Genomic DNA, 26,785 nt, shown 5'->3' on the forward strand with positions numbered 1-26,785 from the left:
TGTGACGAGCAGGGAGGGGATGAAAGCGAGTTAGGCTCATGCTACTATAAGTTTGCCTTGACCACTTCTCCCTAAGCGAAAACCAAGCTAAACGGGCAGTGTTGCAAGAAAAGAATTTTGGCCTTCGGAACGAGGGTTTTCCGCCTATCGCCAGAATGTAAGACTCACTATTCTTCGGAGTAGAAAGCAGTTCTTTGGGTAGAAAGCTCCTTCCTCGCTTTAGCAGGGAGGAGTGGTTCACACATATCAGCTCAATATTCGAGCGCGATATCGGTCAAAAAGCCCAAGTCATCTCAATCCCATGGGACTGTCTGATCCTATCGAAGCACTACCTTTTTGGGGCCAACCCGTAACAAATTCAATCACAAATAAAAAACCCATTACCTGCAACAGCAGATATGGGCTAAGGCTGAGACAAAAATTTAGTGTGGCGTTACGAGAAAAACAGACCCTAAAGTCATCCCCTCAAATTAACCGAAACGGCCACTGACATACTCTTGGGTGGCCTGTTCCCGGGGGTTTTGGAAAATAACTTCCGTGCGATCGCATTCGCCCAGATAGCCCTGGCGGGTGCCGTCATCATTTGTTTTCACGTTGAAAAACGCCGTCATATCAGCGACCCGCGAAGCCTGCTGCATATTATGAGTCACAATGACAATTGTGTACTGCTCTTTGAGCTGGTGGATCAATTCTTCAATTTTGAGGGTTGAAATCGGATCCAAAGCAGAACAAGGTTCATCCATCAACACAACCTCTGGTTGAATGGCGATCGTCCGGGCAATACAAAGACGTTGCTGTTGCCCCCCAGATAGGGCGAGACCACTTTGACGCAGCTTATCTTTAACCTCATCCCAGAGAGCGGCCTGGCGTAGTGAACGTTCTACCAGTTCGTCCATGTCTCCCTTGTAACCATTGATCCGCGCCCCATAGGCGATATTGTCATAAATCGATTTGGGGAAGGGGTTTGGCTTTTGGAAAACCATGCCGATGCGGCGACGTACTTCCACTGGATCTACACCGGATCCATAGAGACTACTGCCGTGGTAAGCAATATCGCCCTCTATGCGAAAAGTGGGAATGAGATCATTGAGACGGTTGTAGCAACGCAACAGGGTACTTTTACCGCAACCAGAAGGGCCAATAAATGCTGTTACTTGATTTTTGGGAATGTTGAGGTAAACGCCTTTGATCGCCAGAAAGCTACCGTAATAGACACTGACATTTTCTGTCTGCAGAACGTAGTCTGTCGCGTTTGCATTGTCGAGATCAATCATTGGAAAAACAGCTTATCTAGGCCGGATGCAGGGAGTCGGGAAAATGGTCAATCAATACTTGCCGAACGACTTGATAGGGCTAATGCTGGGGCTTGTGTAACCAGAGAAGAGATGAGCCATGGAAAGGATTTCCTTACCCATCAGCTTCATCAGTTTTGCTTAGAACATCAGCATACAAAACCTTCGGCCTCAGTATATTATCAGTCCTGCGACATCTTGACTTTAAGAACAGGTAAACCTTTTAGCTTCAGCTAAATAAGGTCACAATTCACGGGTCGATGTTGAGGTTAGCTAAGGCTGAAAGCTTGATTTATCAAGGAATTTTTCGTTTGTGCCCTAGGTTTCTATTGGCGCGGTGGGGCGATGTCTAATTGGGGTAAATCTAAATCGTTAGGATCAATGTCATCGGCTTTGACTTCTTGGATCGGACTAACTTGAAAAATAATTTTAAAAATTTGACTGTTACGCTTGCGTAAGAATTCTTCAACGAGGAGAGCTTGTCTAGGGGTAATTTCTTTTTTCGCCTGGAGGTTGACGTAGATGATCGGTGGGGAAGATGTCCAGTCAACCCGCACCCGAACATTTTCGACGTCTTGACCGACAGTAACGGTTTTGGTGGTGAGCTGACTGGTGATGGTTTGCTGCAGGCGGAGCTGTTGTACCAGTTGAATAAATCTTGCCCCCAGGGGTACCAGCAAGACGAGGGTTAAGGCCATTGTCCAGCCAAGGGCGTGGTTGATCTCCGCATAACCAGCCAGGATGTAGACCACCATACAGGCGAGGGTAATGCCGAGGAGGTTTGTTAGATAGAGCAAAAAAGCGCCACGGGAGTAATTGAAATAGCCTTGGGAAAATGATAAGCCTACTACACAGAGAGGAGGCATCAGGGCCACGGCGATCGCCGTCCCGGCGAGGGCATCACTAATCCCCCGACGCACCTTCACAAAGCCACTAATTCCGCCAGCGGCCACCGCAATACCAAGGTCGATTAAGTTGGGTTGGGTGCGGGCCGTCAGTTCTGAGCCAAAATCAGGGATGCCAATAATGACGCCGATCATCCATGACAACGCAAGAGAAAGGGCTGTTGCTCCCGTAATCGAATACAGCGATCGCCAAAATAATTTCAACTCCCCCTCTAGGGCCGCGAAGGCCAACCCCCGCAACGGCAACATCAGGGGGGCTACCAGCATCGCCCCAATAATCACAGCGGTACTATTACTAATCAGCCCAAAGGTGGCAATAATGCAGGAGCTAACAGTTAACATCACAAAATTAAGACGCCAACTCGCCTCGACTAAAAGCTGCCGATATAAACGCCGCGTCTTTTTTCCCGTCACCGGGCGCGGAATAAACCACTGCACAAAATCGACCCAACCCAACCACCACTCCATCATCACCCCGTAGGCTTGGGGGTTACGGTATAGTCGTCGTCGATACCAAACCATCGCTGTTAAGACTCCTAGACAAATAGACGCACCAATGCGATTCCGATTGTAAAAGCTTGATTCCTCCCTGGTCGGATTTGCATGGATTTCTTTACCGGTGCTAAACCTTGCCTAGGCTCAGCCCCTTGACTCAAGAGATTTTGACGGAGGGCTTACTTTTTGGGAAAGAAGATTTTATAATGGTAATTCTGTAAAAATCTGTAGTTAATCCCATGGCAGTTCCAAAGAAGAAAACCTCAAAGGCAAAGCGTGACCAACGCCGCGCCCACTGGAAGCGTAAGGCAACCATCGAAGCCCAAAAGGCCCTTTCCCTTGGCAAATCTGTACTCACTGGTCGTTCTAGCTTTGTTTATCCTTCCCCCGAAGACGACGAAGAGTAAATTCAGTATTTTTCTGGCCCCAGTGCCCCCTCAATCTCTTATTAAAAATAAATATAGTTCTGATGCAGTAAGGTGGAAAATTTTCCGCCTTTTTTTGTGACGAATATCTCCCCCTACCCAAAATCGTTACCGCAGCATGGCCGCTAATTTCCCCTGCCAATCCCTAGAGAAATAAAGGTAGACTATGTAACAGTCAAAATTTAGCCTACCTTGCGAGCTTCACCGTTTATGACCGCCAAAACTGCCATTTCTGCTCCCCAGTACGATGTGATTGTCATTGGTTCCGGTATCGGAGGCCTCGTTACGGCGACCCAATTGGCGGCCAAGGGAATTAAGGTACTCGTGCTAGAGCGCTATGTGATCCCCGGTGGCAGTGCGGGGTATTTTGAGCGGCAGGGCTATCGGTTTGATGTGGGCGCTTCGATGATTTTTGGCTTTGGCGATCGCGGCACCACCAATCTCCTCACCCGGGCCCTCGCCGCAGTGGATATGTCGCTTCCGACCATCCCAGATCCAGTCCAGATTCATTACCATCTGCCTAATGATCTGGAGGTCAAGGTACACCGTGACTACGAAGAATTTTTAACGGGGTTAACGGCGCGCTTTCCCCATGAAGCCAAGGGCATTCGTAAATTTTATGATGAGTGCTGGAAGGTGTTTAATTGCCTTAACAGCATCGAACTGCTTTCCCTCGAAGAAATCCGTTACCTGCTGCGAGTTTTTATGCAAAAGCCCTTTGCTTGTCTAGGGTTGCTTAAATATTTACCCAAAAATGCTGGGGATCTTGCCCGTCAATACATTAAAGACCCCGAACTGCTTAAGTTTATCGATATGGAATGTTACTGCTGGTCGGTGGTGCCGGCGGAGCTAACGCCCATGATTAATGCGGGTATGGTGTTTAGCGATCGCCATTATGGTGGCATCAACTATCCAGAAGGGGGTGTGGGCCAAATTGCCCTCAAACTGGTTGAAGGTTTAGAGCACCATGGCGGTGAAATTCAATACGGCGCGAATGTCTACGAAATTATCACCGACCAAGGTCAGGCTATCGGCGTACGCTTGGCTAATGGCACCGAGTATTTCGCGAAAAAGATTATTTCCAATGCCACCCGTTGGGACACCTTTGAAAAACTCCTGCCCAGCGACAATAAACCCTTTTTTGAAGAAAAGTGGACGGAGAAGTACCAAAAATCCCCCAGCTTTCTCAGCGTTCACCTCGGTGTTAAAGCCGATGTGCTTCCCCCTGGGACAGAATGCCACCACATTTTGCTCGAAAATTGGGACAACATGGAGGCCGAGCAGGGTACTATTTTTGTCTCTATTCCAACGCTCCTCGATCCGAGCCTGGCCCCTGAGGGGTATCACATTATCCACACCTTTACCCCCAGTTGGCTGAGTGAATGGCAAGGGTTGTCCCCCCAGGAATACGAAGCGAAGAAAGAAGAAGCTGCCTGGCAACTCGTGGATCGCCTTGAAGCGATTTTTCCGGGTTTAGATGCTGGGTTGGATTACATGGAGGTAGGGACACCACGCACCCACCGTAAATTCCTTGGGCGAGTGGATGGCTCCTATGGGCCGATCCCCCAACGCAAACTCCTGGGGTTATTGGGAATGTTTAATTTTGCGGGTTTTCCGCCCCGGGTCAATAAAACAGAAGTCCCTGGACTTTATTGTGTTGGCGATAGTACCTTCCCCGGACAGGGTTTAAATGCCGTGGCTTTTTCTGGTTTCGCCTGTGCCCACAAGGTCGCGACAGATCTCGGTTTTTAAACGAAAGGCAAATAGAAGGCGATCGCCTCTGGGGAAGACAAAAAAGGAGGGGTGCAATTCCCCTCCTACAATCTTGTATTTTTTACGCCGAAAACTGACCGTTACCGGGGTGTTAGCTTGGCAATGGTGGCATTTTGGTAATAGTGACGCAGAATTTGTTGATAGTCGATGCCCTGGGCCGCTAAGCCATTGGCGCCCCATTGACTCATACCAACGCCGTGGCCAAAGCCTTTACCGTAGATGTAAACGTCGCCCTGTTGAATTCTGGCATTGATCAAGGTGCTACGCAGTTCTAAAAGACTCCGCAATTGATCGCCGCTGATATTTTTCGTGCCGCGATCACCAATCACTTTCATCGTGATTACCCGACCCTGGGGAGTGGCCCGTTGGGGAATTAATTGCTTCACGGTACCAACACCACCAACCAGTTGACCTAGCTGAGCTGCTGAAATGGTTTTACTCCACTGGTAGACCGGCGAGGATTGATCATAATCCACAACTCCCCGTAGATAGGGTAGAGGTTGGCTCCAGACATCCTCAACGTTTTCGGTATGACCACCCGAAGAGGAATGAAATACCGCCAAAATAACACTGCCGTTATAGGTCATTACCTGACTTTCCGTAGCATTAACGGCAGCATGGGTTGTGCTGTATTCGCTATTCAGACCCTTATAGACTTGAGTTGCCGTCGTGGTGTCGAGGTCGTAGGGCTTCCCGGTATTTTCTGAACGTTTTTTTAAAGCATAGGTGCGGGCTGCGACGGCCTGGGCTTTGAGGGCTTCCTGGGGCCAACTGGGAATTGCTTCAGCACCGACGACACTGTAGAGATAGTCTTCGAGATCGACGTGATTAATGGCGAGAATCCCGTTACCACTCTGCCGGAGTTGGGTGCGGCCCCGGTACCAGCGATCGCCAATCCACACATAGCCATCTCCCTTGGGTTCAATCCAGACCTCAGTCGCCCGCCAACGGTCAAACGCCAATTGATTCCCCTGGCGTCCCACCGCAAAGGAACTCATGCCAGCAATTTCACCGAGGACTTGGCCTTGGCCATTTTTGATGAGAGCGTTGGTGGAACTGCCCACCTGAAGATTTGCCGTCGTCTGCCGTACAGCGACCCGGAGATCAACCGCCGCCTGTGCAGGTGCAAGGGTTGCGAGCCATACAAGCCCCGGAAGAACCCAGGAATGTTCGATTAATCTACGTAAGGGTCTAAGCATAAACACATTAGAAATTTACAACAAGTATCAATGGCATAAAGTGGTGTGGTCGATCACTATATAGCTTTACTCTAGAATCGCTTTTGATGTGGTTTGTTCCATTACAATTTCACGACTCAATCTAGCACGAAACTTAGGCGATCGCTGTACCATCATCCGGAAAAACATCCTGTAAACGTTGGGGGCCAACCGCCTTTACCGCCTCAGCCAAATTAATATCCCCGGTATAAATCGCCCGGCCCACAATCGCCCCTGTGACCCCAATCCCTTCGAGGGCCACCAGATTGACCAGATCAGCCAAAGAACTAACGCCTCCCGACGCAATCACTGGAATCTCCATGGTGGCTGCCAACTCCCGGAGCGCCTCTAGATTAGGGCCAGCCATGGTGCCATCCCGATGGATATCTGTGTAAATAATGGCAGCGACGCCCTGGGTAGCCATCTGCTTCGCCAAATCCGTGGCCAAAACCGCCGAGGTTTCCAACCATCCCTTGGTCGCCACTTTGCCATTGCGCGCATCAATCCCCACCGCAATCCGACCGGGATATTTTGCACAGAGTTCCGTCACGAGATCCGGATTTTCTACCGCTGCCGTCCCGATAATGGCTCGCTCTACACCCACATCAAACAATTGCGTCACACTGGCGACAGTCCGGAGACCACCGCCCACTTGCACAGGAATATCAATCGCTGCCGCAATTTTGGCGATCGCCCCTAAATTGACGGATTCCCCCTGTTTTGCCCCATCTAAATCCACCACATGAAGTCGGGTCGCCCCCTGCTCAGCCCACGTCCGTGCCACCTGCACTGGGTCATCATTAAACACCTGCGCCTGTTGATAATCACCCTGGTAGAGGCGCACACATTGGCCACCGAGTAGATCAATAGCGGGAATAACTTCCATAACGAAAAAAATGTTGTGATGTGAACAAAAGCCCTGTTATAATAGCGAACTGTTGACCCGGTGGTATAGCCAAGTGGTAAGGCAGAGGTCTGCAAAACCTCCACTCCCCAGTTCGAATCTGGGTACCACCTTATTTTTCAAAAAAATCAATCTTAAGCTCTCTCTATCGCAAGGATTTTTATCTACTTTTTGGGATATTTAGTTCAACTGAGACTGAGCAAAGCACGTCTTTCAGAACAACTCTAGGAGACGACAAATCACTAAAGAAAACAACATAAATTTGTACCCAGTTTTTCTTTAACTCGGCAAAAAAAAGGGCCTGGAGATAAATTCCCAAACCCTGTAAAGATAGCTAAACAGCTAACGACAAAATTTTATTTTTTATACTTCGCCGGATAGAGCCTTTGCTTTATCCGCTTGTTTTTGAGCGAGCATTGCGGCTGTTTTCTCTCGGTCAATTTTTAGGACGACTACGCCGAGGGGCGGCAAACACAGGTCAACCGAATAAGGAAGATTGTGGAAACTCCAGTCTTCAGTCCAGACGCCACTGAAGTTGAGCAAATTACTCCCTCCAAAAGTTTCGGCATCACTATTCAAAATTTCTTGATAGTAGCCTTCTTCTGGAATGCCAATGCGATAGTGACTATGGGGTTGCGGCGTAAAATTACAGACCACAACGAGAAAATCGTTGGGATCTTTTGCCCGTCGAATAAAGGAAAGAACACTGTTTTGATTGTCAGAGCAGTCGATCCATTGGAATCCTTCTTCTTCAAAATCCCGTTCGTAAAGGGCTGGTTCTTGTCGATAGAGGCTATTCAATGCCGCAAAGAAACCTTTGAGTTTGGCGTGGGGCTCATGTTGTAGCAAGTCCCAACTCAAGTCACTCCAAACATTCCACTCATTCCATTGGCCAAATTCCATGCTCATAAACATGGTTTTTTTGCCAGGATGGGCGAACATGTAGGCAAATAAGGCCCGCACATTGGCAAATTTCTGCCATTCATCCCCCGGCATTTTCCCAATAATCGAGCTCTTACCATGGACGACTTCATCATGGGAAAGGGCCAGCATGTAGTTCTCGCTGTGGTGATACCACATACTGAAGGTGATGCTGTTTTGGTGGTGCTGCCGGAACCAGGGATCCATGCTGAAGTATTTGAGATTGTCGTGCATCCAGCCCATATTCCACTTGAGGTTGAAGCCGAGGCCGCCGAGGTAGGTGGGGCGGGAAACCATGGGCCAAGCGGTGGACTCTTCGGCAACGGAGATAATCCCTGGATAGTACTTGAAGATGAGATTGTTGGTTTGGCGGAGAAATTCTACGGCTTCGAGGTGTTCATTACCGCCGTAATCATTGGGGAGCCATTCACCCTCTTCGCGGTCGTAATCGAGATAGAGCATCGACGCTACTGCATCGACCCGAATGCCATCGATATGATATTTGTCAAACCAGAATAGGGCATTGGCAATCAGGAAGTTACGAACCTCATTGCGATTGTAGTTAAAGATGAGGGTGCCCCAGCCTTTGTGCTCACCTTTGCGGGGATCGGCATGTTCATAGAGATGGGTGCCATCAAAATAGGCAAGACCGTGGGCATCCTTAGGAAAATGCCCAGGTACCCAGTCAACGATCACCCCAATACCATTGGCATGACATTGATCGATGAAGTACATCAGGTCTTCGGGATTACCAAAGCGGGAAGTTGGGGAATAGTAGCCAGTCACTTGGTAGCCCCAGGATCCGTCAAAGGGATGTTCAGCAACGGGTAGTAGCTCGATGTGGGTGTAACCCATTTCCTTAACGTAGGGAATGAGCTTATCTACCAGTTCGTAATAGCTGAGGAAGCGGGCACCGGGTTTTTGATCGCCCACGGGAATGGGAGAGACTTCACCGGAAAGGAGTCGCATTTTTTCGGTGGCGGAACCATGGAGCCAGGAACCGAGATGAAGTTCGTAGATGGAGACGGGATTTTTGAGGGGGTCTTGTTTGGCACGCTGTTCTAGCCAGTCATGGTCTTGCCACTGGTACTGGTCGAGGTCGGCAACGATGGAAGCGGTGTCGGGACGTACTTCCCGGAGAAAGCCGTAGGGATCTGATTTTTCGTAGATGTGGCCGTGTTGGTTTTTGATTTCGTATTTGTATTTGGTATTTGGGCCAAGATCGGGAATGAAGATTCCCCAGATCCCCACGTTTAAACGGCGCATTTGGTGTTTACGGCCATCCCAGTTGTTGAAATCGCCTAGAACAGAGACATTGCGGGCATTGGGCGCCCAAACGGCAAAGTAAACGCCTTTGATGCCATCGACTTCAACGAGGTGCGCTCCTAGTTTGTTGTAGATGCGGTGGTGATTCCCTTCAGCAAAGAGGTGGAGATCGAGATCGCTGATGTGGGGCGCTTCGGCGAAGGCATAGGGATCATTAATAATCTGTTGGCGATCGCCTTCCTGGAGTTTGAGTTGATATTTCGGTGTGGTGTCACTCTTGAGGGTGCATTCAAAAAAATGGGGATGGTGCACCGTCGCCATGGGATATTCCGTTTGGGATGACGTATCAACGACCCAAGCTTGACTTGCGGAGGGCAAATAGGCACGAACTGACCAGGTTTTTGGTGCAGTGTCATCTTCATTGACAGGGTGACAACCAAGGATCCCGTGGGGATTATCATGCTGGTTAGAAACAATTTGATTGACCTGGTCTGGGGTGAGGAGAGTAGGCATTATGGCAATTACCGGAAATCGATTAAAGGTTTATTAAAGAAATTTTTTGTTTAGGGATCTGGGGCAAGGCTGGCTCAAGATAGGGCAATCTGAGGGAGATTTATGACGTGGTGTACATTTGGGAATGATTGTGACAAAGAGGATAGGGGGGAAATGTTGTGTGTGATACCTTGCTCCTGATCGCAGGCCCTAGGGTTTGCTTTTCAGGAAAAAAGACGAGAAAACTATAAATTGAGCCCCATTTTAGGAGATTGATCCTCACTGTAAACGGTTTTAGCAAATCCGCAATCGTTCCCCTGGGGTATGGTTGAATTTTTTTATGGAAGTCGCTGCTACCAGTTTAAACTTCAAAAGAGATCCCGTTTGCCACGCAACTTTATGAACGTCCGGAGGGGATCCGTTGTGTTTAAGTTAGCTTGCAGTTGGCGATCGCCACAGCGCAAAAAAGGATTTGTCTGTTTTTCTAAAGCCAACGCCGTGGGAATGGTCGGTTCCTGGCGTTGCCGTTGGGTCTGCACTTGTTGAAAACGCCTCTGGAGAGCCTCATTCTCTGGATTGACCGTCAAGGAAAATTTAATATTTTTCAGGGTGTACTCATGGGCACACCAGATGTTGGTGTTATCTGGCAAATCACAAATTTGCTGGAGCGAGGCAAAAAGTTGCTCTGGCGTTCCTTCCAAAAGACGACCGCAGCCATTAGCAAACAGCGTATCGCCACAAAATAAATCACCACTGTCTTCAGGCCGCAGGGGAGGGAAATAGTAGGCGATGTGACCTTGGGTATGGCCTGGCACAAACAAAATTTCGACGGTGCGATTAAATAAATCTAAGTGATCACCAGCCTTAAGGCTCACCGTTTGGCCTGGAATATGTCCTTTCTGTAAATCTATTGCACTGCCATACACCGCTGTTGTCGGGAAATGACTTAATAATTGACGATTACCACCCACATGATCAGAATGGTGATGCGTAATCAAGATGCTCTTAAGCGTTAAATACTCTCTGTTTAGGTAATCCAGCACCACCTTACCGTCGCCTGGATCAACCACTGCACAGTCTCCCGTGGATCGATCAACCAAGAGAAAAATATAGTTATCGTTAAAGGCCAGTAGGCGAATAATTTCCATACTGAGATTCCCCCCATAAGTCACTGATATTGATCATAACAGGGGGATCTTGCATGAAAAAACGAGTCATTAATCGAGGGAAATTTTGTAAACCCAATCTGCAAACTCCGGATCACGATTTTCTGTGATCGCTGTTAGTTTTTCCCGTAATTTCTCGGTGATGGGCCGTTCCGTCGGTAAAGTATAATTTTCGACTCGCTTTACTGGGGTGACTTTGGCCGCTGTTCCGCTTAAAAAGACCTCATCGGCGATCAATAATTCCGACTTATCGATGGGACGTTCTACCACTTCGATGCCGAGGTGTTTCGCGAGGGTGACAATACTGTCGCGGGTAATCCCTTCGAGGATGTCTTGGTCGGAGCCAGGAGTGATCAGCTTGCCATCCCGGACGATAAAGACGTTCATCCCGGAGGCTTCACAAACTTTCCCCTGGGAATTCATCAGCAGGGCTTCGTCGAATCCAGAGGCGACGGCTTCGGTTTTGGCTAGGGCTGAGGCAATGTAAGCGCCGCTAATTTTGCCCCGGAGTGGGAAACTACGGTCTTCTTGGCGCGACCAGGAACTGATCCGGCAGGCGATCCCGTCGGGAGAAAGGTAGTCACCCAGCTCTAAGCCATAGACAAAGAAGTCTTTTTCGATGTTGTGGAGACGGGGAGCAATGCCTAGATCAGAGGTGTAGACAAAGGGACGAATGTAAAAGGATTTCGTGGGCCGATTTTGTTTCACAAAGTCAACGATGACATGCTCAATTTTGTCAGCCGGGAGATCAAAATGGAGAAATTTTGCGCTGTTGCTGAGGCGACGGCAGTGGCGTTCGAGACGGAAAAGAAGAATTTGCCCAGGATTGTTCGGATCAGGGATGCCCCGTAAGCCCCCAAATGCCCCTGTGCCGTAGTGGAGTGCGTGGGTTGCAATGGAAATATTTGCGTCAATGAAGGGAACAAATTTTCCTTGGAAATAGGCAGTGGGGAGGAAATTATGCATGGGTTGGGGGCAAACGGTAGGGTGCGAAATGGGTGACAAAAAGAATAATGAAGCAAAAAGGGATGTTTATCTTACCGCACTTGAATCTTTGGGATTCAGCCAGCCCTTGAGGTTCTGCAACTGCTTGGCAGAGGCTTGGGGATTTTTCACGACTTGATAACTGCTCGGTTGGGGGGCAGCGAGGGTGACGGCAAGGGTTTTCAGTTGGTCTTGGTGAAAAATCGTGATCGAAATTGTATCACCTGCTTGGTAGTTCTGAAGGCGATGGTTGAGTTGTTCGGCATTGGTGCGATAGTTGGCGATCGCCAAGAGTTCATCTTCTGGATCAATGCCGGCTTGGTGGGCGGGGGAGTCAACATTCACCGTTTGCACCAGGGTGCGATTGTTTTGGTCGGTGACGGTGAGACCCAGGTAGGGGAGATCTTTGTTGGTGTAGACGGGTTTGATTCGTAGACCGAAGGTTTCGAGGGTTTCGCTGAGGGGAAGTTCTGCCGTGGTGTGGAGAGATTGATGGAAAAAGTCGCTCAGGTCAAAGCCCGCCACCTCACTAATGACCTGCTCCACCTGGGTCGGAGTAAAACCAACTTCTGGTTTGCCGAATTTTTCCCACATGATCCGCAGCACATTGTCCAAGGATTTTTGGTTTTGGTGGCGATCGCGAATTTTGAGATCCAGCAACATCGCCACCAGAGCGCCCTTGAGATAGTAGGACATCTGGTTGTTGTTACTATGGGCCTCGCGGCGGTAGAGCTTAATCCAGGCGTCAAAACTTGACTCTGCTAGGGGTTGCACCAAACGCCCTGGGGTGAGGAGGTAGCGGGTGATATCTTTGCTGAGGCTTTCGAGGAAAAACGCTTTGTCATAGATGCCAGCCCAGAGAGGAATGAGCAAATCGTAGTAACTGGTCACTCCTTCAGCAAACCAAAGGGAAGGGGTGTAATTTTCTGTCTCGTAGTCAAAGGTTTCGAGTTCCTTCGGGCGAATGCGTTTCACATTCCAGAGGTGGAAAAATTCGTGGGCCACCAACTGCATAAAGCGGTTGTATTGGTCAGATTTTTGGAAACCAAACCGAGGATAGTTGAGGGAGCAACTTTCCTTATGTTCGAGGCCGCCATAGCCACTGCCGGACAGGTGCAGCAAAAACATATATTCGTCGTAGGGCAACTCACCGCCGAAAATTTTTGCTTCGGTCTGGATGATTTTTTTGGTGTCGACGATCGCCTTTTCCGCCTTGAAATTGCCTTCTCCCCAAACGACCCAACGGTGGGGCTTCCCTTCACAGAAAAATTCATAATTTTCGTGGAGACCCACTTCCACGGGACTATCCACCAACACATCGAAATTTTCGACCCAGAAACAATTCTCTTGATCTTCGATCAGGGGCAGAGTGGTATTCACTTCCCAGGCGATGTGGGGCGGTTCGACGGTCAAGGTACAGGCTTGGTCTTGGTGCCCTGGAATAAAGCAGAACAAAGCCGCACCGTTGAAATAACCGTGGGTACTATCAAGGTGGTTGGTGCGGACGGTGAGCTCATTGGCAAAGACCCGATAGTGAATTTGGACATCTGAGATGTCAGCGGTTTCAACTTGCCAGTGGTTTTTCGTCACTTTGCGCCAACTGAGGTCAACACCCGCCGCTGTGGTGGCCCGAAAATCCTGGAGATGCCGGGAATATTCCCGCACCATGTAGGAACCAGGCGTCCATACGGGCATCTTGAGATCGAGGACAGCAGCTTCCCATTGACTAATCTCAATCGTCACCTCAAACAGGTGGGTTTGGGGCTGGGGCATTGCCACTCGATAGGCGATCGCCACCGTATCTTGTGCAGTTGGGGCTGGTGTTGCCATGGAAGTTGCCGTGTGAACCATCAGAAAAAAACTTACTCCTATGCTCGGTTGGCTAAATTTGTCAGTTGCTTGAAGTTGACTAAATGAATGCGCCCTTCACCAATTTCGATCCACCCTTTCCCTTCCAGTTTAGACAGAATCATCTCGACTTCCTTGGTGGTGATATCAGCCACATCCGCCAGGTCAGACACCGACAATTGAATAATGTCTACGCCCTGATCCGTGGGGTGGCCATAGTTTTCTGCCAAGAGTAAGAGGGTTTTGACTAACTTGAGGGCGGGGGGCTGCTTACGCCAATAAAATCGGGCATTGGCATTACGGAGACGACGCACCATGAGTTGCAGCATTTTGTGGTGCAGCTGAGGGTCTTTAAACAGTAGCTGAATAAAACGCTGGGCCGAAACGCTAAATAGTTTGACTGGAGAAAGGGCGACCACATCTGTGGAACGGGGCGATTCGTCTAATACTGACATTTCCCCAAAAAAGTCGCCTTTGCCCATAATCGCGAGGGTCACGGTTTCGTCGTCCCCTGTGAGGCGGCGCACTTTAACCCAGCCGGATTCGATGAAATAGACGGCATTGCCCCAGGAGTCTTCCATTAAGACGGTGCGTTCTGCGGGATAGTCATGCTCGGTGGTGACAGACAGGAGCCATTCGATGGTTTCGGGGTTTGCGGTGCTAAAGAGGGGAAAAAGCTCGCTAAAAGCTTCAATGTCCATGAAATCTTGCCAGGATGTGCAGAATGAAACAATACAATGAATACAAGGTGATTGGCCGTTAGGCGCTATTTTCGCACGTTTTCTTTTCAGAATAGCTCACTTTCTGGCCAGGGCTAAATGGGGCGATCGCCTTGGGGGAAAAGTCAGCCCTTTCACATTACAGTTTTTGTCACGATAACCATGGTAGGAGGTGTCCTTATCCATAATTTGTAGTGAAGCACTCTTGGAATACAAAAGGCGCGTGTTAAATACCCTTGATCTAAAGCGAACCCTGGCAAAGGACACCTACAAAGAGCAATTAGAAGACCTGATGCAGCAGTTGCGGTCTTTGCAAAATGCCTGTTGGCAGCACCAGTTACCCGTGACGGTTGTCTTAGAAGGCTGGGCGGCCGCAGGGAAGGGCGCTTTGGTCAAAAAAATGACCAACTACATGGATCCCCGGGGGTTTTCGGTGTTGCCGATCTTCGAACCCTCAGCCCGCGAAAAACAATATCCATTGCTCTGGCGATTTTGGCACAAGCTCCCGGCGAAGGGCAGTATCGCTTTTTTCTATCACAGTTGGTACACCCATGTGCTCGAAGATCGCCTGTTTGAGCGGGTTAATCCGGTGGACGTGCCCCTGGTGATGCGAGAAATTAATGCCTTTGAGCGGCAGTTGGTGGATGATGGCATGGCGATCGCCAAATTTTGGATTCATCTGTCCCAAAAAGAATTAAAAAAACGCCTCAAAACTGCCGAAGCTGACGAATTAGAAGCCTGGCGAGTCCGTCCTGAAGATTGGCAACAAGCGAAAAACTACAAAGAATATCGGCACCTCGCAGAGGAAATGTTGATCTACACCAGTACCGGGGCCGCTCCCTGGATTCTCGTCGAGGGCGATGATTACCGTTGGTCGGAAATAAAGGTGCTGTCCCAACTGGTGGCGACCATTGTCGAAGCCCTAGATCGTCGCAAAATCACCATCCCTGAGGCGGTTCATATCCGTCCCCAAGCCCAACTTTTACCCACAGAACCGGACTTTCTCGCCAAGGTGGATTTAAGCCTAGAACTAGACGACAAAGACTACAAAAAACGTCTCCGGGCAGCCCAAATTAAATTACGGCAACTGCAACTTAAAATCCACCAAGAAAAATTACCGGTGCTGCTGCTGTTTGAAGGCTGGGATGCCGCGGGCAAAGGGGGCGCCATTAAACGGTTAACCGACGTCCTAGATCCCCGCAGTTATAAAGTCGATGCCTTTGGTGCCCCCACCGAAGAGGAAAACCGTTACCATTACCTCTGGCGTTTTTCTCGCCATTTACCTGGTATGGGGACGATTGGCATTTTCGACCGCAGTTGGTATGGGCGGGTTTTAGTCGAACGGGTTGAAGGCTTTGCGACGGAAACGGAATGGAAGCGGGCCTACCGCGAAATTAACGAGTTTGAAGCTCAGCTGATTCACAAGGGTTATGTGCTCGTAAAATTTTGGCTCCACATTGACCCAGATGAACAGTTAAAACGCTTTGAGCAACGGCAGGACAATATTTTCAAAAAATATAAGTTAACCGACGAAGATTGGCGCAACCGAGAAAAATGGGGCCAATATGCGGTGGCCATTAATCAGGCGATCGCCCGCACCAGCACCCCCGCCGCCCCCTGGACGATTGTGCCGGCTAACGACAAACTCTATGCCCGTGTTTTCGTGATTGAGACCGTGATCGAAGCCATTGAGTACAAGCTCAAACGTCTGAAAAATGGTGAGGCCATTGTCTAAATAATTAATAAAGCCGTCCCTGAGGAACGGCCTTGTGTTCACTTAAAGATGGATGATCACCAAGCGAAAAATAAGATTGCCTAGATCAATCCCTAGAATTGAACATCACTGAAGGTAAACACTTTTTTGTCAACTTCTTGATCGTTCTCTAGGTAAGTAATTTCTCGGCGGGTGAGGACATAGTAACCGCCAATTTTTTCAAAGCTATCCCGGAAAAGGCTCTTGCCTGCTTTGGGTTCTTTGGTGGCCGCGTCAAAATAGACTGAGTCATAGCCCAAAGAAAGATAACCTTCATCAGTATTGAGCACGTCAAAGGTATTGATATTAACGATGATGTCGCGAATTTTGCGGTTTACAAAGGTAACGACATTATTTTTGATTTTGTAGGAATTTCCCATGGAAGCGCCAGTCACTTGGATTTCCTGGGCACCATCGGCAAACTTTTCACCAAATTCAAAGCTGTTTTTGCCGTGGCTGTCTTCGAAGGAGCGTCGTACCCGGTGCACGGTGATTTCCCACAGTTGACCTTCGATTTCTTTTTTCGCCGCTTCAGCCTCGATTCCCGTGACCTCAAAGGACATATCGGCTTTGATGGCGACTTTGCCGGTATAGCTCTGGTCGCCATGGGTAAAGGTGACGGTGGCAGTAAAGCCAGGAAAATCTTGATCCCAGGTGTAACGGTTTTCGTAGGCTGCCCGAAACGCATCCTGGGCCGTTAAAGTCTGTGTCATAGTATGCTCCAGCGTTGCTATGTAATCACTGTTATTGAAACGTTTCTAAGATAACAGTTTCCTTTAAGTAGCATACCCTACTAAAAATCTTTTTCAATATTATTGAGAATTTTGTCAGAGTCAATCGGGCTGGAATCTCCCTTGATTTTCCTTAGGGTCTGGCATTAACCAAGCTTGGGGGTTACCTTACAGAAGTTGACTGTTCGCTTTATTTACTCCTGCCCCCACATCCCCAATGAACCCTGTACTGCAATTGGCGATCGCCACCCTTATTTTGGGCACTTCCGGTGTTTTTATTAAGTTGGCGGCCCTATCTCCCTTTGTGATGAGCTTTTTCCGGGCAGGGATTCCATTGCTGTTCGTGTCGGGCCTATTGCTCTACCAGCGGGAACCGCTTTTTAAAGGCGTGACCCCGGGTCTGCTGTTCATTTCCTTTCTCGATGCGGTGCGCGGCCTCTGTTACATTTTTGGCTTTGGCTATGCCGACCTCAGCAGTGCGGTGATTATTCTCTACACCTGGCCGCTGTTTGCGACCCTTTTTAGTTGGCTCTTTCTCAAGGAAGCCATTCCCCGGCGTAACCTTTGGATCCTGCCTTGTTTCATCCTGGGGATTGTGGTGATTTATGCTAACGGGGAAATTAGTTTCTCTAGCCGGAGTTTTATTGGTCTAACCAGTGTGCTGATTGCCGCTGTCCTCGTGGCCTGTACGGTGGTGATGTACAAGGCTAAATCCGCTGATTTTTCGGTGTATCGTCTAATTTTCTATCAAAACCTGATGACTGGGCTCATTGCCTTTCCTTTTCTCCTCGGCACCCAACCTTGGCCGAATCTATTTCAAATCAGCATGGGCAGCATTTACGGGATTTCCGTCGGCATTGTCGGTTTTCTCCTCTTTTTCTCAGCCTTGAGCAAACTCCAGGCGTCCACCACCGCCCTTCTCTGTTATTTAGAAATTCTCAGCACCATCCTTTGCGGCATTATCTTTTTCCAAGAGCAGCTTTCACCCAACATTGTCCTGGGAGCGAGTTTAATCCTTGGGGGGAGCTTCTTCCTGAAAAAGAATCAATGAGTATTTCTCTTAAGTCAGTACATCGGCGCCAAGGAGTTTTTGGTATTTCCGTTGGAGTTCCTGTTGCATGAGGGGATATTGCTCAAGTTCTGGATCAACCTTGAGGAGTTGTTCTGCGGCCTGGCGGGCAATGAGCAAAACTTCCTGATCCTCCGTTAGACTCGCTAGGGCAAAATCCGGTAAACCTGACTGTTTCGTCCCCAGCACTTCCCCTGGCCCCCGCAGACGTAAATCCATCTCGGAGATAAAAAAGCCATCGGTGGATTGTTCTAAGACGCGCAGACGGGTTTGGGAATCAGGATTTTTGCTATTGGTGATCAGTAAACAGTGGGACTGGTGAGCCCCCCGACCGACGCGCCCCCGCAGTTGGTGTAACTGGGAGAGGCCAAAGCGTTCGGCATTTTCGATCAGCATCACCGTCGCATTGGGCACATCAACCCCCACTTCGATCACGGTGGTGGAGACAATGATGTGGTCTTGGTTATCGCGGAAGGCGTTGAGGGCGGCGTCTTTTTCCTCAGATTTCATTCGTCCGTGCAGTAGGCCCACGTTAAAGCTTTTGAAAACCTGTTCTGATAATTTTTGGTGTTCGGCGACGGCGGCTTTGGCTTCGAGTTTTTCAGATTCCTCGATCAGCGGGAAAATCACGTAGGCTTGGCGACCCTGAGCCACTTCTCGCTTGATCAACTCATAGGCTTTGTGGCGATCGCCCCCTTTAATCACCCGCGTATCAACGGGTTGGCGACCGGGGGGCAGCTCATCAATTTGACTCACATCCAAATCCCCATGGAGGGTGAGGGCCAAGCTGCGGGGAATTGGCGTTGCCGTCATGGTGAGGACGTGGGGGGCTTTCCCTTTGGCGAGGAGTCTCCCCCGCTGTTGGACGCCGAAGCGGTGCTGTTCATCGATCACCACCAGACCGAGGTTCTGGAACTGCACCGGATCTTCGATCAGGGCGTGGGTGCCAACGAGAACTTTAAGTTCTCCCGTTTGCAGTTGGCTGTGGATCTCCCGGCGTTTTTTCGTTTTTGTCGAACCCGTCAGCAGTTCAACGGGCAGATGGAGCAGGTTAAACCAGCCCACCAATTTGCGGTAATGCTGTTCGGCGAGGACTTCGGTGGGGGCCATCAGGGCCGCTTGGTAGCCGGACTGGATCGCGGCGAGGATCGCAAAGACGGCCACAACGGTTTTCCCCGCCCCCACATCCCCCTGGACGAGACGATTCATCGGCGTTGACTGAGCTAGATCAACAAGAATTTCGTTAATTACCCGTTGCTGGGCGTTGGTGAGTTGAAAGGGCAGGAGTTTTTCAAACCGCTCGATCAGTTCCCCCTGGGGAACGAATACAGCACTTTTTCGACTGGCCTTTTCCTGTTGTCGCCGTTGGAGGAAGCCCAGTTGCAGATAGAAAAATTCATCGAACACCAACCGTTGCCGCGCCCGCTGGAGAATCTCCGCATTTTCTGGGAAATGAATATTGGCGATCGCCTGTTGGAGTTTCATCAAGCCGTGTTGCTCCCGAAAGGCTGTAGGAAAAGCATCCTTTAACTGCTCAATGGCAGGGAGAGAATTGATCACCACTTTCCGAATTAGATCAGCCGGAACCCCTTCGGTGAGGGGATAAACAGGCAAGACTCGGCCAATTTTTAAGGATTTAATATCTGCGCCACTGCTGTCGAGCACTTCAATTTCTGGATTATCGAGGGTGAGGCCGTACTTATTTTTTTTCACAAGACCCGACGCGGCGATCGCCACCCCCTGGGGATATTGCCGTTTCATTTTTTCTTGCCAACCCCGATTACTGTAACGGGTGCCAGCATAGAACCGACTGAGCTTAATGCGGCCGCTACTATCCCGCAGCCAAAGCTCGAAAATACTCAATTTCTGATTTTTCGGGCTGGTAAAGATATTACAACGCACCACATAGCCCACCAGGGTCACTGTTTCTCCCGCTTCTAAGTCGGCGATTTTGACCTGCTTGGCATAGTCGATGTGCTGTCGGGGGTAGTAAAAGAGCGCATCCCGCACTGTTTCCAAACCGAGCTTTGCCAATTGATTGCTGCGTTTCGGCCCGACGCCGGGCAAATACATCAACGGTTGATCTAGGGTAAGGCCTCGGCCATAGGTCGAACGACTGGCTTTTTTCTCACAGACCGATTGGGTGCGGGGCACTTTCGCTTTGGGGGCACTCTGGCTTGGTTGTTCTAGGTCTTGTTTAACTTGCTGCAAAAAACTTCTCGCCCCAGCCACCAAAAGACGGCGCTGAGCTAAAGTTGCGGTGGAATAATCGGCAAATTTCTGGGCAAATGCCTGCCACCGTCGCCGCTGATCCGGATCAATCCCTGCCGGGGGGACGGCTCCAAAACTAAGGCAGAGAAATTCGCTAAACCGATACTGATGGCCCTGGAGATCCTGAAAACCCCGCTCTGCTTCGATGGATAAGGCTTTTTGTAATCGCAAAAAATCCGGCTGATTCATAGCACCATAGACAAAAAACGAAGGCCAACCCCTCTAGGAAACATTAAACCTTATCTGCTAATAAGCTTGTACCGCAACAGGAACGTTAAACGTTACAGGCGATCGCCTCAAGCATCTTAATTCCGCCCATTACAATGGGACTATCGGTTTGAAACAGAACAACAGCAGCCATGATTGCCAGTCCTAGTTTATCGCCCAAAAAAATGACCCCGGAGGAATACCTCGCTTGGGAAGCTACCCAGGAACTCCGGTATGAATATGTTGATGGTGAAATCATTGCGATGACTGGCGGTAGCGTTAATCACGGTAGGATTTATCTCAATTTATACGCTGCATTACGCTCCCATCTTGAAAAACGGGGCTGTGAGGCTTTTGTCGTTGATGTCAAAGTGCAAGATCAAAAAAATCAGCGGTACTTTTATCCGGATCTGGTAGTGACCTGCCATCCCGATGACCGTCGCAACAATCAGTTTATTCAACATCCCACGGTAATTGTAGAGGTCCTTTCTCCCAGCACCGCTAACTATGACCAAAGCCGTAAGCTGAAGCTCTATCGGCAAATCCCCAGCCTCCAGGAATATATCTTGATTGATAGTCAACAAATTTCCGTTGCCCTTTACCAGCGACAATCGGGACGAATGTGGGGTTACAGCGACTATGGCCCCGACGAAACCTTTTGGCTCCCTAGCATCGAATTTGAATGTGCCGTGGCTGATCTTTATGAAAATGCGATCTTCGAGACCCTTGATGATGAGTAGAAAGGCGATCGCCTCCACCCAAAAAAACCAAAATATTAGATGATGGTCTGTGCCGTTCGTTCCCCTGGCCGATGACTCGCACCCTCTATCTCCACGGCTTTGCTTCTAGTCCCCAATCCCGCAAAGCCCAATATTTCGCCGCAAATATTCCTGATCTCATCATTCCCGACCTCAACCAAGAGGATTTTGGCAGCCTAACCATTTCCCGACAACTAAAACAGATTAAACCCCTGCTCACAGAACCCAGTTACATCATTGGCTCAAGTCTGGGGGGACTCACTGCGGCAATCCTGGCGGAACAATGCCCAGAACAGGTCAAAAAAATTGTTTTACTGGCCCCAGCTTTCCAATTCACCACCAATTGGCGTCGTCGTTTAGGAGAAACCACCATCACCCAATGGCAACAGGAAACTTATCTCCCGGTTTTTCACTACAGCTACCAACGGGAAATCCCTCTTCATTACAGCTTTTTTCAAGATGCGGAAACTTACGCCAATTATGCATTCAAAAACAAAACGTCAACGCTAATTCTCCATGGGATTCATGATGAAACAGTCCCTATCCAAGTCAGCGAAAATTATTCTCATAATCGACCCTGGACAAAGCTAATTTCCCTCGACAGTGACCACAGCTTAGGCAATTGTTTAGAAACTCTTTTACAAGAAACAAAACAGTTTTTATTTGGGGTTTAAGCGATGCGAATTCTATGTCTCAGCAATGGCCATGGGGAAGATGCGATCGCCGTTCAAATCCTCAGTGCCATCCAAGCCCAAAACCCGGAAACAAGCCTCGCTGCACTACCTATCGTCGGTACGGGGCACGCCTACCAAAAATTAGATATTCCAATCATTGGCCGCACCCAACAAATGCCATCTGGGGGGTTTGTTTATATGGACAATCGTCAATTAATGCGGGATCTCAAAGGGGGTTTGCTACAGCTCACTTGGCAACAATATAAAGCCGTTAAACGATGGCAGCATCGAGAAAAAGAAAAATCCTTAATTCTTGCGGTGGGTGATATTGTCCCCCTCATTTTTGCGTGGCTCAGTGGTTGCCAATATGCATTTGTGGGGACAGCAAAATCAGAATACTATTTGCGCGATCGCCAGGGAAATTGGCTCCCGAAAACCTCAGCCCTTGAAAAGTGGTTTGGATCAGTTTATTTACCTTGGGAGCGGTGGCTGCTCAGTCGAAAAAAATGTGTTGCTGTCTATCCACGCGATCGCCTGACGACGGAAATTCTACAAACCTATAAGATCCCAGCCGTGAATTTAGGCAATCCAATGATGGATGGCCTCGAACCCCCCGAAAGTTTGCCCCAGGGAGAAGCGAAACAGACTTTGACCTTTGTCCTACTGCCGGGTTCGCGCCCTCCAGAAGCCTTGCATAATTGGCAAAAAATTCTCCAGGTGGTACAGTTGCTCGTTGAAAAATATCAAAATGTGGATTTTATTGCGGCGATCGCCCCCAGTCTCGACTCAGCCGAATTCCTCGACTGTCTGCCCTCCTTCGGTTGGCAAGCAAGCGATTCTAAGCCCTGTGAACTCACGTTTGGCGATCCCGAAGCCTTCGTTTTCCAGCAACATAAAGCCCAACTTGTCTTTACCCAACATCGCTATGCCGAAAGTTTGCACTATGCCGATTTGGCGATCGCCATGGCGGGCACCGCAACGGAACAATTTGTTGGCTTAGGCAAACCGGCTTTAACCATCGTCGGTGATGGCCCCCAATTTACCCCTGCCTTTGCTGAGGCCCAAACTCGTCTTCTGGGAGAATCCGTTCTTCTATGTTCTAGCCCCAGAGCAGTTCCTGAAAAAGTGGATTTTCTGCTGAGTCAGCCTGATTTGCTCCAGGCGATCGCCATCAACGGCCAAGAACGTATGGGTCAAGCTGGAGCAGCCAACCGCATCGCTAACCATCTCTTGGCATTTTTCCAAAATATCTAAGGGGAAGCTCAAACGGGATTAAGGCGTGGAAAACGATCGCTTGCTTGGAGCTCCTGATAAAAAGTTGCCACCTCTGCTGGGGTCAACTGTTGCAAACTGGCAAGCAGCACCTCTCCCTGCTCCACAAAGTCCACAAGATTCAGGCCACCGTAAACCTCTTCTTCCGTCTGGCGGATGCGGCGTAGTCCTTCTCCCGTGAGGATCGTCGCCCCCCTGAGATTCTCATTACTGAGGTGATAACAAGCCACTGCAATTTGCAAAATACCTTGGTAAAGAGACTTTTCTGGCTCCATAGCTTCAAACCACAGAGCCTCAAGGGTATCGTGGCACGCATAAAACTGTTGGGTGTTTAGTTGCTCTACCCCCACGAAAAAAGTCTCTGGAATCGTCATCGGCTCTATCCTTTCATGCTCGCCGCTACTTCTTTGACGTAATCCAGTTCGATCTCTTGTTTATCACCAGCGAAGTCATTATCTTCGGTGATGAAAAGCATACAGTGGCAGTCATTACGCTCCCGCATGGGGACACAGGGGCAGTTCCAAAAAGCGTTGTCAACTTCCGCCTTTTTGTCTTCGTAATGGCGACAGGGACAGAGTGGTGCGCCCAATTCTTCTTTATGCTTGGCGAGGCCCTCGATTACAACTGCAGTTACCGAAGGATCGACACAAAAGTAAGTACCTGTGCGCTGGGCATATTTTTCGGCAAAGTTTTTCATCAACTCTAAAGCCTTATCGGAAGCATTGTTCTCAGCAGTCATCGCGGTATTTTCTGGTGTATGGGACTGTTTATACGATAGTACGCTTTCGTGAATTTCCTCAACTGCTTGGGGTCTGTGCCCTGGAAACTTCGCTAGCATTTAAGGAGTCATATTATTCAGCGGGCGATCGCCTGGGGGCATTCCTCGCCGACGGTCTCCTCGTCCAGCGTCTAGCAATAAATATTGACGAAAACCCTTGATTTCCGGCCGAAATCACGAGATTTGTCTGCTGAAGCGTTTGTATGAATATTGACTTTTGCTGTAGTGAGGTTTGAGCAATGACTGGTTTAATTATTTTTGCGGTCTATTCCCTAGCCCTGGGTTCTGTATTTTATTATCTCAACCAACCCTATAACCGTGATTGGTGGCTCAAAGTAACCACCATGAATCCATTTTGTGTCTACTATTTTGGCCCTTTTTCCAGTGAGAAAATAGCGCGCTGTCACCTGGCGGGTTACCAAGAAGATTTGGAACGAGAACAGGCCAAAATCACCCAGGTTGTTTTAAATCAAACGATGCCACCGGCACAATTGACCATTTGTCCGGACGAAGCATAAATCTTGAAACATCAAGATCAACAGTAACCCCCCGTTGATCTCCCTGCTAGTCAAACAATTCAGGGGCTTCTACTCTTTATCTGAATCTATTGGCCGTAGCCGCGCCAGACTCCGACTAAAACCCCTTGTAAATCAACATTGAGCGCATCGGTTTTGATTTCGTCATACTTGGGGTTTGCAGGTTTGAGAACGACCTTTTTTCCTTCTCGATAAAAGTGTTTTAGGGTTGTGCCATCCCCTGTCACACGCGCTGCAACAATGGTGCCATTTTTGACACGGTCTGGGTCAAATACTTTTTGCATAATGGCATAGTCCCCTTCGGCAATGAGAGCCTCGATCATGCTGTCGCCGGTAACTTTGAGAGCATAACAATTGGGTTGATTGACAACTTGATTTAAAACGAGGGTTTCGCTTTGATCGTCAGTAAAGGGTTCAACCAGGCCGCCAGCGGTAATTGTCCCAAGAATCGGCAGGCCTTCTCGTTGCTCTTGGGGCCGCAAAATCTTGAGAGTACGAGCTTTGCCATCGATCCAATCGATATATTTTTTCTTGCGTAGTCGTTCTAAGCGGCTTTGGATGGGGGCAGGCGATCGCAAATTCATCGCGACCATCATCTGGCGAATGGATGGGGCATGTTGGTTTGTCTGGATGTAGTAGACAAGCCAATCGTAGAGTTCCTGTTGGGCAACGGTGAGTTTTTGCATAGTCAAAAAATTGCGCCAGTGCCACAAGCCCATCGCTTCAATAGATAGGACACGAGCATGGGAGCGTTGAATGTTTACGGTGCCATGGTGCAGTTAAAAACACATGATCTTAAGATGATTTGTACTAAACTATGTTCCCAATAGCAACAACTTCGTGGGCAATCTGTAATATTTTTTGAGCTTTATCCCGTTCAATTTCCCTCGCAACCTTGACTTGAATCCGCCAGAAACAAAGCCACAAGGTCAGAGAAAGGGTAATTAAGTGCGTTAGCTGATCGCGGAGAAGCCCCGCGCTGTAATTTTAATTCAGCGTCGGGATGAGGAGCGGTGAGTCGGAGCGAAGCAGAGACGAACAACTCTAGGGAGTTACTGATTTCCTCCTAAGATCCTGATATGATCGAAAAATGCTTAACCTGACTTACGAATACAGGCTCTATCCGACGGTCAATCAATCTTCCAAAATGGAGGAATGGCTGGACACGTGCAAGCGCGTCTATAACTACGCCTTGGCAGAACGTCGTGACTGGATTCAGTCCCGTAAGTGCCCAGTTAATGCTTGTAGTATTCAGCGGGAATTTATTTATCCCATGGATGCGGAAAAACCGACTTATTACAGTCAAAAGCGAAATTTGACCGCTGCGCGAAAAGAGAGTCCTTTTCTGCAAAACGTTCATTCTCAAGTGCTCCAGGACGTAATGGGTCGGCTGGAAAAGGCATTTAACGCCCTGTGGAATAGTGGGTTCGGATTCCCACGGTTTAAGAAGCGTTTTCGCAGCTTTAACTTTCCGCAGTTGGGGAAAAATCCCATTGACAGCAATCGAATCAAGCTGCCGGTATTTGGCTGGGTTAAGACCGTAATGCACCGCCCGATCCCTGATGGGTTTGAGGCGAAGCAAGCACGGGTCGTTAAACGCGCTTCTGGTTGGTATATCCAGCTAGTTATCCAAAGCGACGTTAAAATCCCATATCCTGTCATTGGAGGTCACGCCATCGGGATTGATGTGGGATTGACCGATTTTGTTGCGACATCAGACAACGAGTTAATTGCGAGACCCCGATTCTTTGTGGAGGCACAACACAGGCTGAAAGTGCTGAACCGTGCCGTTGCCAGAAAGCAGAAAGGGTCAAAGAACCAGCAAAAAGCTCGTCAACGAGTCGCAAGATTTTACGAACGAATTGCAAACCGACGTAAAGATTTTCACCGCAAGCTCGCCCATCATCTCTGTGATCAAGCAGGGATGATATTTGCGGAGGAATTAAACCTAAAAGGACTGGCAAAAGGAATGCTGGGGAAGCATTGTCTGGATGCTGGTTGGGGACAATTCCTCGATACGCTTAAATGGGTTTGCTTCAAGCGTGGTGTACATTTCCAAAAAGTTGCCGCCTATGGCACTAGCCAGGAATGCCCATCCTGTGGAGTAGCGGTGAGGAAAGATTTGTCTGTGCGTCGGCATGAATGCCCGGAATGTGGTTACATCACCAATCGAGATGTGGCTAGCGGACAAGTGATTCGCAATCGTGGACTAATAGCGGTTGGACAGACCGTTCAATCCTGTGGAGCTACGCCCAGTGGGGAGGCTTTGAAGCAGGAATTTCTTAAGGCGACTTAAGAAGCCCGCGCTGTACCATTAGGTGAGCGTCGG

The 26,785-nt window shown here is 49.1% G+C and carries 23 protein-coding genes and 1 tRNA gene; 10 read left to right on the top strand and 14 right to left on the bottom strand.

The window, feature by feature from the left end; translation table 11 throughout:
* Nucleotides 1-470: 470 nt before the first annotated feature.
* Nucleotides 471-1,274 carry a phosphate ABC transporter ATP-binding protein PstB gene (gene pstB, locus AWQ21_RS09100; RefSeq protein ID WP_065714265.1) on the bottom strand — a complete coding sequence of 268 codons (804 nt, stop codon included), beginning with the start codon at nucleotides 1,272-1,274 and terminating at the stop codon, nucleotides 471-473.
* Between the two features lie 344 nt (nucleotides 1,275-1,618).
* Nucleotides 1,619-2,719, bottom strand: a complete 1,101-nt coding sequence (locus AWQ21_RS09105; protein WP_157094726.1) for a DUF389 domain-containing protein — start codon at nucleotides 2,717-2,719, stop codon at nucleotides 1,619-1,621.
* Nucleotides 2,720-2,931: 212 nt separating this feature from the next.
* On the opposite strand from AWQ21_RS09105, the gene rpmF reads away from it, so the two are divergent.
* Together rpmF and crtH are read left to right on the top strand one after the other, a co-directional pair.
* Complete coding sequence (gene rpmF / locus AWQ21_RS09110; RefSeq protein ID WP_012307503.1) at nucleotides 2,932-3,099, top strand: 50S ribosomal protein L32; 168 nt, start codon at nucleotides 2,932-2,934, stop codon at nucleotides 3,097-3,099.
* 228 nt (nucleotides 3,100-3,327) lie between these two features.
* The gene (gene crtH, locus AWQ21_RS09115) at nucleotides 3,328-4,869 is read left to right on the top strand and encodes a carotenoid isomerase (RefSeq protein ID WP_157094727.1); all 1,542 of its coding nucleotides are present in this window, start codon (nucleotides 3,328-3,330) and stop codon (nucleotides 4,867-4,869) included.
* Between the two features lie 101 nt (nucleotides 4,870-4,970).
* On the opposite strand, the gene AWQ21_RS09120 is transcribed toward crtH, so the two are convergent.
* Together AWQ21_RS09120 and hisA are read right to left on the bottom strand one after the other, a co-directional pair.
* Nucleotides 4,971-6,089, bottom strand: coding sequence for a SpoIID/LytB domain-containing protein (locus AWQ21_RS09120; RefSeq protein ID WP_065714268.1), 1,119 nt, complete (start codon nucleotides 6,087-6,089; stop codon nucleotides 4,971-4,973).
* Between the two features lie 133 nt (nucleotides 6,090-6,222).
* Nucleotides 6,223-6,993 carry a 1-(5-phosphoribosyl)-5-[(5-phosphoribosylamino)methylideneamino]imidazole-4-carboxamide isomerase gene (gene hisA / locus AWQ21_RS09125; RefSeq protein ID WP_065714269.1) on the bottom strand — a complete coding sequence of 257 codons (771 nt, stop codon included), beginning with the start codon at nucleotides 6,991-6,993 and terminating at the stop codon, nucleotides 6,223-6,225.
* Between the two features lie 59 nt (nucleotides 6,994-7,052).
* Here hisA and AWQ21_RS09130 point away from each other — a divergent pair.
* A tRNA-Cys gene (locus tag AWQ21_RS09130) sits at nucleotides 7,053-7,124 on the top strand.
* 250 nt (nucleotides 7,125-7,374) lie between these two features.
* On the opposite strand, the gene glgB is transcribed toward AWQ21_RS09130, so the two are convergent.
* The 5 genes from glgB to AWQ21_RS09155 form a co-directional block, all read right to left on the bottom strand.
* Nucleotides 7,375-9,711, bottom strand: coding sequence for a 1,4-alpha-glucan branching protein GlgB (gene glgB / locus AWQ21_RS09135; protein WP_065714270.1), 2,337 nt, complete (start codon nucleotides 9,709-9,711; stop codon nucleotides 7,375-7,377).
* A gap of 347 nt (nucleotides 9,712-10,058) precedes the next feature.
* Entirely contained in the window at nucleotides 10,059-10,838 is a 780-nt protein-coding gene (gloB, locus tag AWQ21_RS09140) for a hydroxyacylglutathione hydrolase (RefSeq protein ID WP_065714271.1), read from the bottom strand.
* A gap of 69 nt (nucleotides 10,839-10,907) precedes the next feature.
* Nucleotides 10,908-11,822, bottom strand: coding sequence for a branched-chain amino acid transaminase (locus AWQ21_RS09145; RefSeq protein WP_065714272.1), 915 nt, complete (start codon nucleotides 11,820-11,822; stop codon nucleotides 10,908-10,910).
* 66 nt (nucleotides 11,823-11,888) lie between these two features.
* Nucleotides 11,889-13,670: a M61 family metallopeptidase gene (locus AWQ21_RS09150; protein WP_232314937.1), complete on the bottom strand. Its 1,782-nt coding sequence runs from the start codon at nucleotides 13,668-13,670 to the stop codon at nucleotides 11,889-11,891.
* Between the two features lie 38 nt (nucleotides 13,671-13,708).
* Nucleotides 13,709-14,389, bottom strand: coding sequence for a Crp/Fnr family transcriptional regulator (locus AWQ21_RS09155; RefSeq protein ID WP_065714274.1), 681 nt, complete (start codon nucleotides 14,387-14,389; stop codon nucleotides 13,709-13,711).
* A gap of 241 nt (nucleotides 14,390-14,630) precedes the next feature.
* On the opposite strand from AWQ21_RS09155, the gene pap reads away from it, so the two are divergent.
* Nucleotides 14,631-16,142 (top strand): polyphosphate:AMP phosphotransferase, encoded by a 1,512-nt coding sequence (gene pap / locus AWQ21_RS09160; RefSeq protein ID WP_065714275.1) that lies wholly within the window; start codon nucleotides 14,631-14,633, stop codon nucleotides 16,140-16,142.
* A 92-nt stretch (nucleotides 16,143-16,234) separates the two neighbouring features.
* On the opposite strand, the gene AWQ21_RS09165 is transcribed toward pap, so the two are convergent.
* The gene (locus tag AWQ21_RS09165) at nucleotides 16,235-16,873 is read right to left on the bottom strand and encodes a DUF3386 domain-containing protein (protein ID WP_065714276.1); all 639 of its coding nucleotides are present in this window, start codon (nucleotides 16,871-16,873) and stop codon (nucleotides 16,235-16,237) included.
* A gap of 235 nt (nucleotides 16,874-17,108) precedes the next feature.
* Between AWQ21_RS09165 and AWQ21_RS09170 the strand changes: the two genes are divergently transcribed.
* Nucleotides 17,109-17,942 (top strand): DMT family transporter, encoded by an 834-nt coding sequence (locus tag AWQ21_RS09170; protein WP_065714277.1) that lies wholly within the window; start codon nucleotides 17,109-17,111, stop codon nucleotides 17,940-17,942.
* A 9-nt stretch (nucleotides 17,943-17,951) separates the two neighbouring features.
* On the opposite strand, the gene recG is transcribed toward AWQ21_RS09170, so the two are convergent.
* Nucleotides 17,952-20,420, bottom strand: a complete 2,469-nt coding sequence (gene recG / locus AWQ21_RS09175; protein ID WP_065714278.1) for an ATP-dependent DNA helicase RecG — start codon at nucleotides 20,418-20,420, stop codon at nucleotides 17,952-17,954.
* 170 nt (nucleotides 20,421-20,590) lie between these two features.
* Here recG and AWQ21_RS09180 point away from each other — a divergent pair, with 170 nt between their 5' ends.
* From AWQ21_RS09180 to AWQ21_RS09190, 3 genes are all read left to right on the top strand, one after another.
* The gene (locus AWQ21_RS09180) at nucleotides 20,591-21,178 is read left to right on the top strand and encodes a Uma2 family endonuclease (protein WP_065714279.1); all 588 of its coding nucleotides are present in this window, start codon (nucleotides 20,591-20,593) and stop codon (nucleotides 21,176-21,178) included.
* Between the two features lie 71 nt (nucleotides 21,179-21,249).
* Nucleotides 21,250-21,870, top strand: a complete 621-nt coding sequence (locus AWQ21_RS09185; RefSeq protein WP_065714280.1) for a YqiA/YcfP family alpha/beta fold hydrolase — start codon at nucleotides 21,250-21,252, stop codon at nucleotides 21,868-21,870.
* Nucleotides 21,871-21,873: 3 nt separating this feature from the next.
* On the top strand, nucleotides 21,874-23,124 hold the full coding sequence (locus tag AWQ21_RS09190; RefSeq protein WP_065714281.1) for a lipid-A-disaccharide synthase-related protein: 1,251 nt from the start codon (nucleotides 21,874-21,876) through the stop codon (nucleotides 23,122-23,124).
* Between the two features lie 8 nt (nucleotides 23,125-23,132).
* On the opposite strand, the gene AWQ21_RS09195 is transcribed toward AWQ21_RS09190, so the two are convergent.
* Nucleotides 23,133-23,516, bottom strand: coding sequence for a DUF309 domain-containing protein (locus AWQ21_RS09195; RefSeq protein WP_065714282.1), 384 nt, complete (start codon nucleotides 23,514-23,516; stop codon nucleotides 23,133-23,135).
* A 5-nt stretch (nucleotides 23,517-23,521) separates the two neighbouring features.
* Nucleotides 23,522-23,881: a ferredoxin-thioredoxin reductase catalytic domain-containing protein gene (locus tag AWQ21_RS09200; RefSeq protein WP_012307462.1), complete on the bottom strand. Its 360-nt coding sequence runs from the start codon at nucleotides 23,879-23,881 to the stop codon at nucleotides 23,522-23,524.
* Nucleotides 23,882-24,159: 278 nt separating this feature from the next.
* Between AWQ21_RS09200 and AWQ21_RS09205 the strand changes: the two genes are divergently transcribed.
* Nucleotides 24,160-24,438, top strand: coding sequence for a DUF1816 domain-containing protein (locus AWQ21_RS09205; RefSeq protein ID WP_065714283.1), 279 nt, complete (start codon nucleotides 24,160-24,162; stop codon nucleotides 24,436-24,438).
* An 86-nt stretch (nucleotides 24,439-24,524) separates the two neighbouring features.
* Here AWQ21_RS09205 and lexA read toward each other — a convergent pair whose 3' ends face one another.
* Entirely contained in the window at nucleotides 24,525-25,142 is a 618-nt protein-coding gene (lexA, locus tag AWQ21_RS09210) for a transcriptional repressor LexA (protein ID WP_065714284.1), read from the bottom strand.
* 404 nt (nucleotides 25,143-25,546) lie between these two features.
* On the opposite strand from lexA, the gene AWQ21_RS09215 reads away from it, so the two are divergent.
* On the top strand, nucleotides 25,547-26,752 hold the full coding sequence (locus AWQ21_RS09215) for an RNA-guided endonuclease TnpB family protein (RefSeq protein WP_065714285.1): 1,206 nt from the start codon (nucleotides 25,547-25,549) through the stop codon (nucleotides 26,750-26,752).
* The last annotated feature ends 33 nt before the right edge of the window (nucleotides 26,753-26,785 follow it).

The organism is Picosynechococcus sp. PCC 7003, from assembly GCF_001693255.1.
Taxonomy (GTDB): domain Bacteria; phylum Cyanobacteriota; class Cyanobacteriia; order Cyanobacteriales; family MRBY01; genus MRBY01.

Excerpts from the sequence above, each read along its gene's own strand:
- AWQ21_RS09205 (WP_065714283.1), top strand. The coding sequence starts at position 24,160 with ATGACTGGTTTAATTATTTTTGCGGTCTATTCCCTAGCCCTGGGTTCT.
- AWQ21_RS09185 (WP_065714280.1), top strand. The coding sequence starts at position 21,250 with ATGACTCGCACCCTCTATCTCCACGGCTTTGCTTCTAGTCCCCAATCC.
- AWQ21_RS09105 (WP_157094726.1), bottom strand. The coding sequence starts at position 2,719 with ATGGTTTGGTATCGACGACGACTATACCGTAACCCCCAAGCCTACGGG.
- AWQ21_RS09180 (WP_065714279.1), top strand. The coding sequence starts at position 20,591 with ATGATTGCCAGTCCTAGTTTATCGCCCAAAAAAATGACCCCGGAGGAA.
- AWQ21_RS09145 (WP_065714272.1), bottom strand. The coding sequence starts at position 11,822 with ATGCATAATTTCCTCCCCACTGCCTATTTCCAAGGAAAATTTGTTCCC.
- AWQ21_RS09170 (WP_065714277.1), top strand. The coding sequence starts at position 17,109 with ATGAACCCTGTACTGCAATTGGCGATCGCCACCCTTATTTTGGGCACT.
- AWQ21_RS09120 (WP_065714268.1), bottom strand. The coding sequence starts at position 6,089 with ATGCTTAGACCCTTACGTAGATTAATCGAACATTCCTGGGTTCTTCCG.
- glgB (WP_065714270.1), bottom strand. The coding sequence starts at position 9,711 with ATGCCTACTCTCCTCACCCCAGACCAGGTCAATCAAATTGTTTCTAAC.
- AWQ21_RS09150 (WP_232314937.1), bottom strand. The coding sequence starts at position 13,670 with ATGGCAACACCAGCCCCAACTGCACAAGATACGGTGGCGATCGCCTAT.
- hisA (WP_065714269.1), bottom strand. The coding sequence starts at position 6,993 with ATGGAAGTTATTCCCGCTATTGATCTACTCGGTGGCCAATGTGTGCGC.
- AWQ21_RS09165 (WP_065714276.1), bottom strand. The coding sequence starts at position 16,873 with ATGACACAGACTTTAACGGCCCAGGATGCGTTTCGGGCAGCCTACGAA.
- rpmF (WP_012307503.1), top strand. The coding sequence starts at position 2,932 with ATGGCAGTTCCAAAGAAGAAAACCTCAAAGGCAAAGCGTGACCAACGC.
- gloB (WP_065714271.1), bottom strand. The coding sequence starts at position 10,838 with ATGGAAATTATTCGCCTACTGGCCTTTAACGATAACTATATTTTTCTC.
- AWQ21_RS09155 (WP_065714274.1), bottom strand. The coding sequence starts at position 14,389 with ATGGACATTGAAGCTTTTAGCGAGCTTTTTCCCCTCTTTAGCACCGCA.
- recG (WP_065714278.1), bottom strand. The coding sequence starts at position 20,420 with ATGAATCAGCCGGATTTTTTGCGATTACAAAAAGCCTTATCCATCGAA.
- pstB (WP_065714265.1), bottom strand. The coding sequence starts at position 1,274 with ATGATTGATCTCGACAATGCAAACGCGACAGACTACGTTCTGCAGACA.
- AWQ21_RS09200 (WP_012307462.1), bottom strand. The coding sequence starts at position 23,881 with ATGACTGCTGAGAACAATGCTTCCGATAAGGCTTTAGAGTTGATGAAA.
- AWQ21_RS09190 (WP_065714281.1), top strand. The coding sequence starts at position 21,874 with ATGCGAATTCTATGTCTCAGCAATGGCCATGGGGAAGATGCGATCGCC.
- crtH (WP_157094727.1), top strand. The coding sequence starts at position 3,328 with ATGACCGCCAAAACTGCCATTTCTGCTCCCCAGTACGATGTGATTGTC.
- lexA (WP_065714284.1), bottom strand. The coding sequence starts at position 25,142 with ATGCAAAAACTCACCGTTGCCCAACAGGAACTCTACGATTGGCTTGTC.
- AWQ21_RS09215 (WP_065714285.1), top strand. The coding sequence starts at position 25,547 with ATGCTTAACCTGACTTACGAATACAGGCTCTATCCGACGGTCAATCAA.
- AWQ21_RS09195 (WP_065714282.1), bottom strand. The coding sequence starts at position 23,516 with ATGACGATTCCAGAGACTTTTTTCGTGGGGGTAGAGCAACTAAACACC.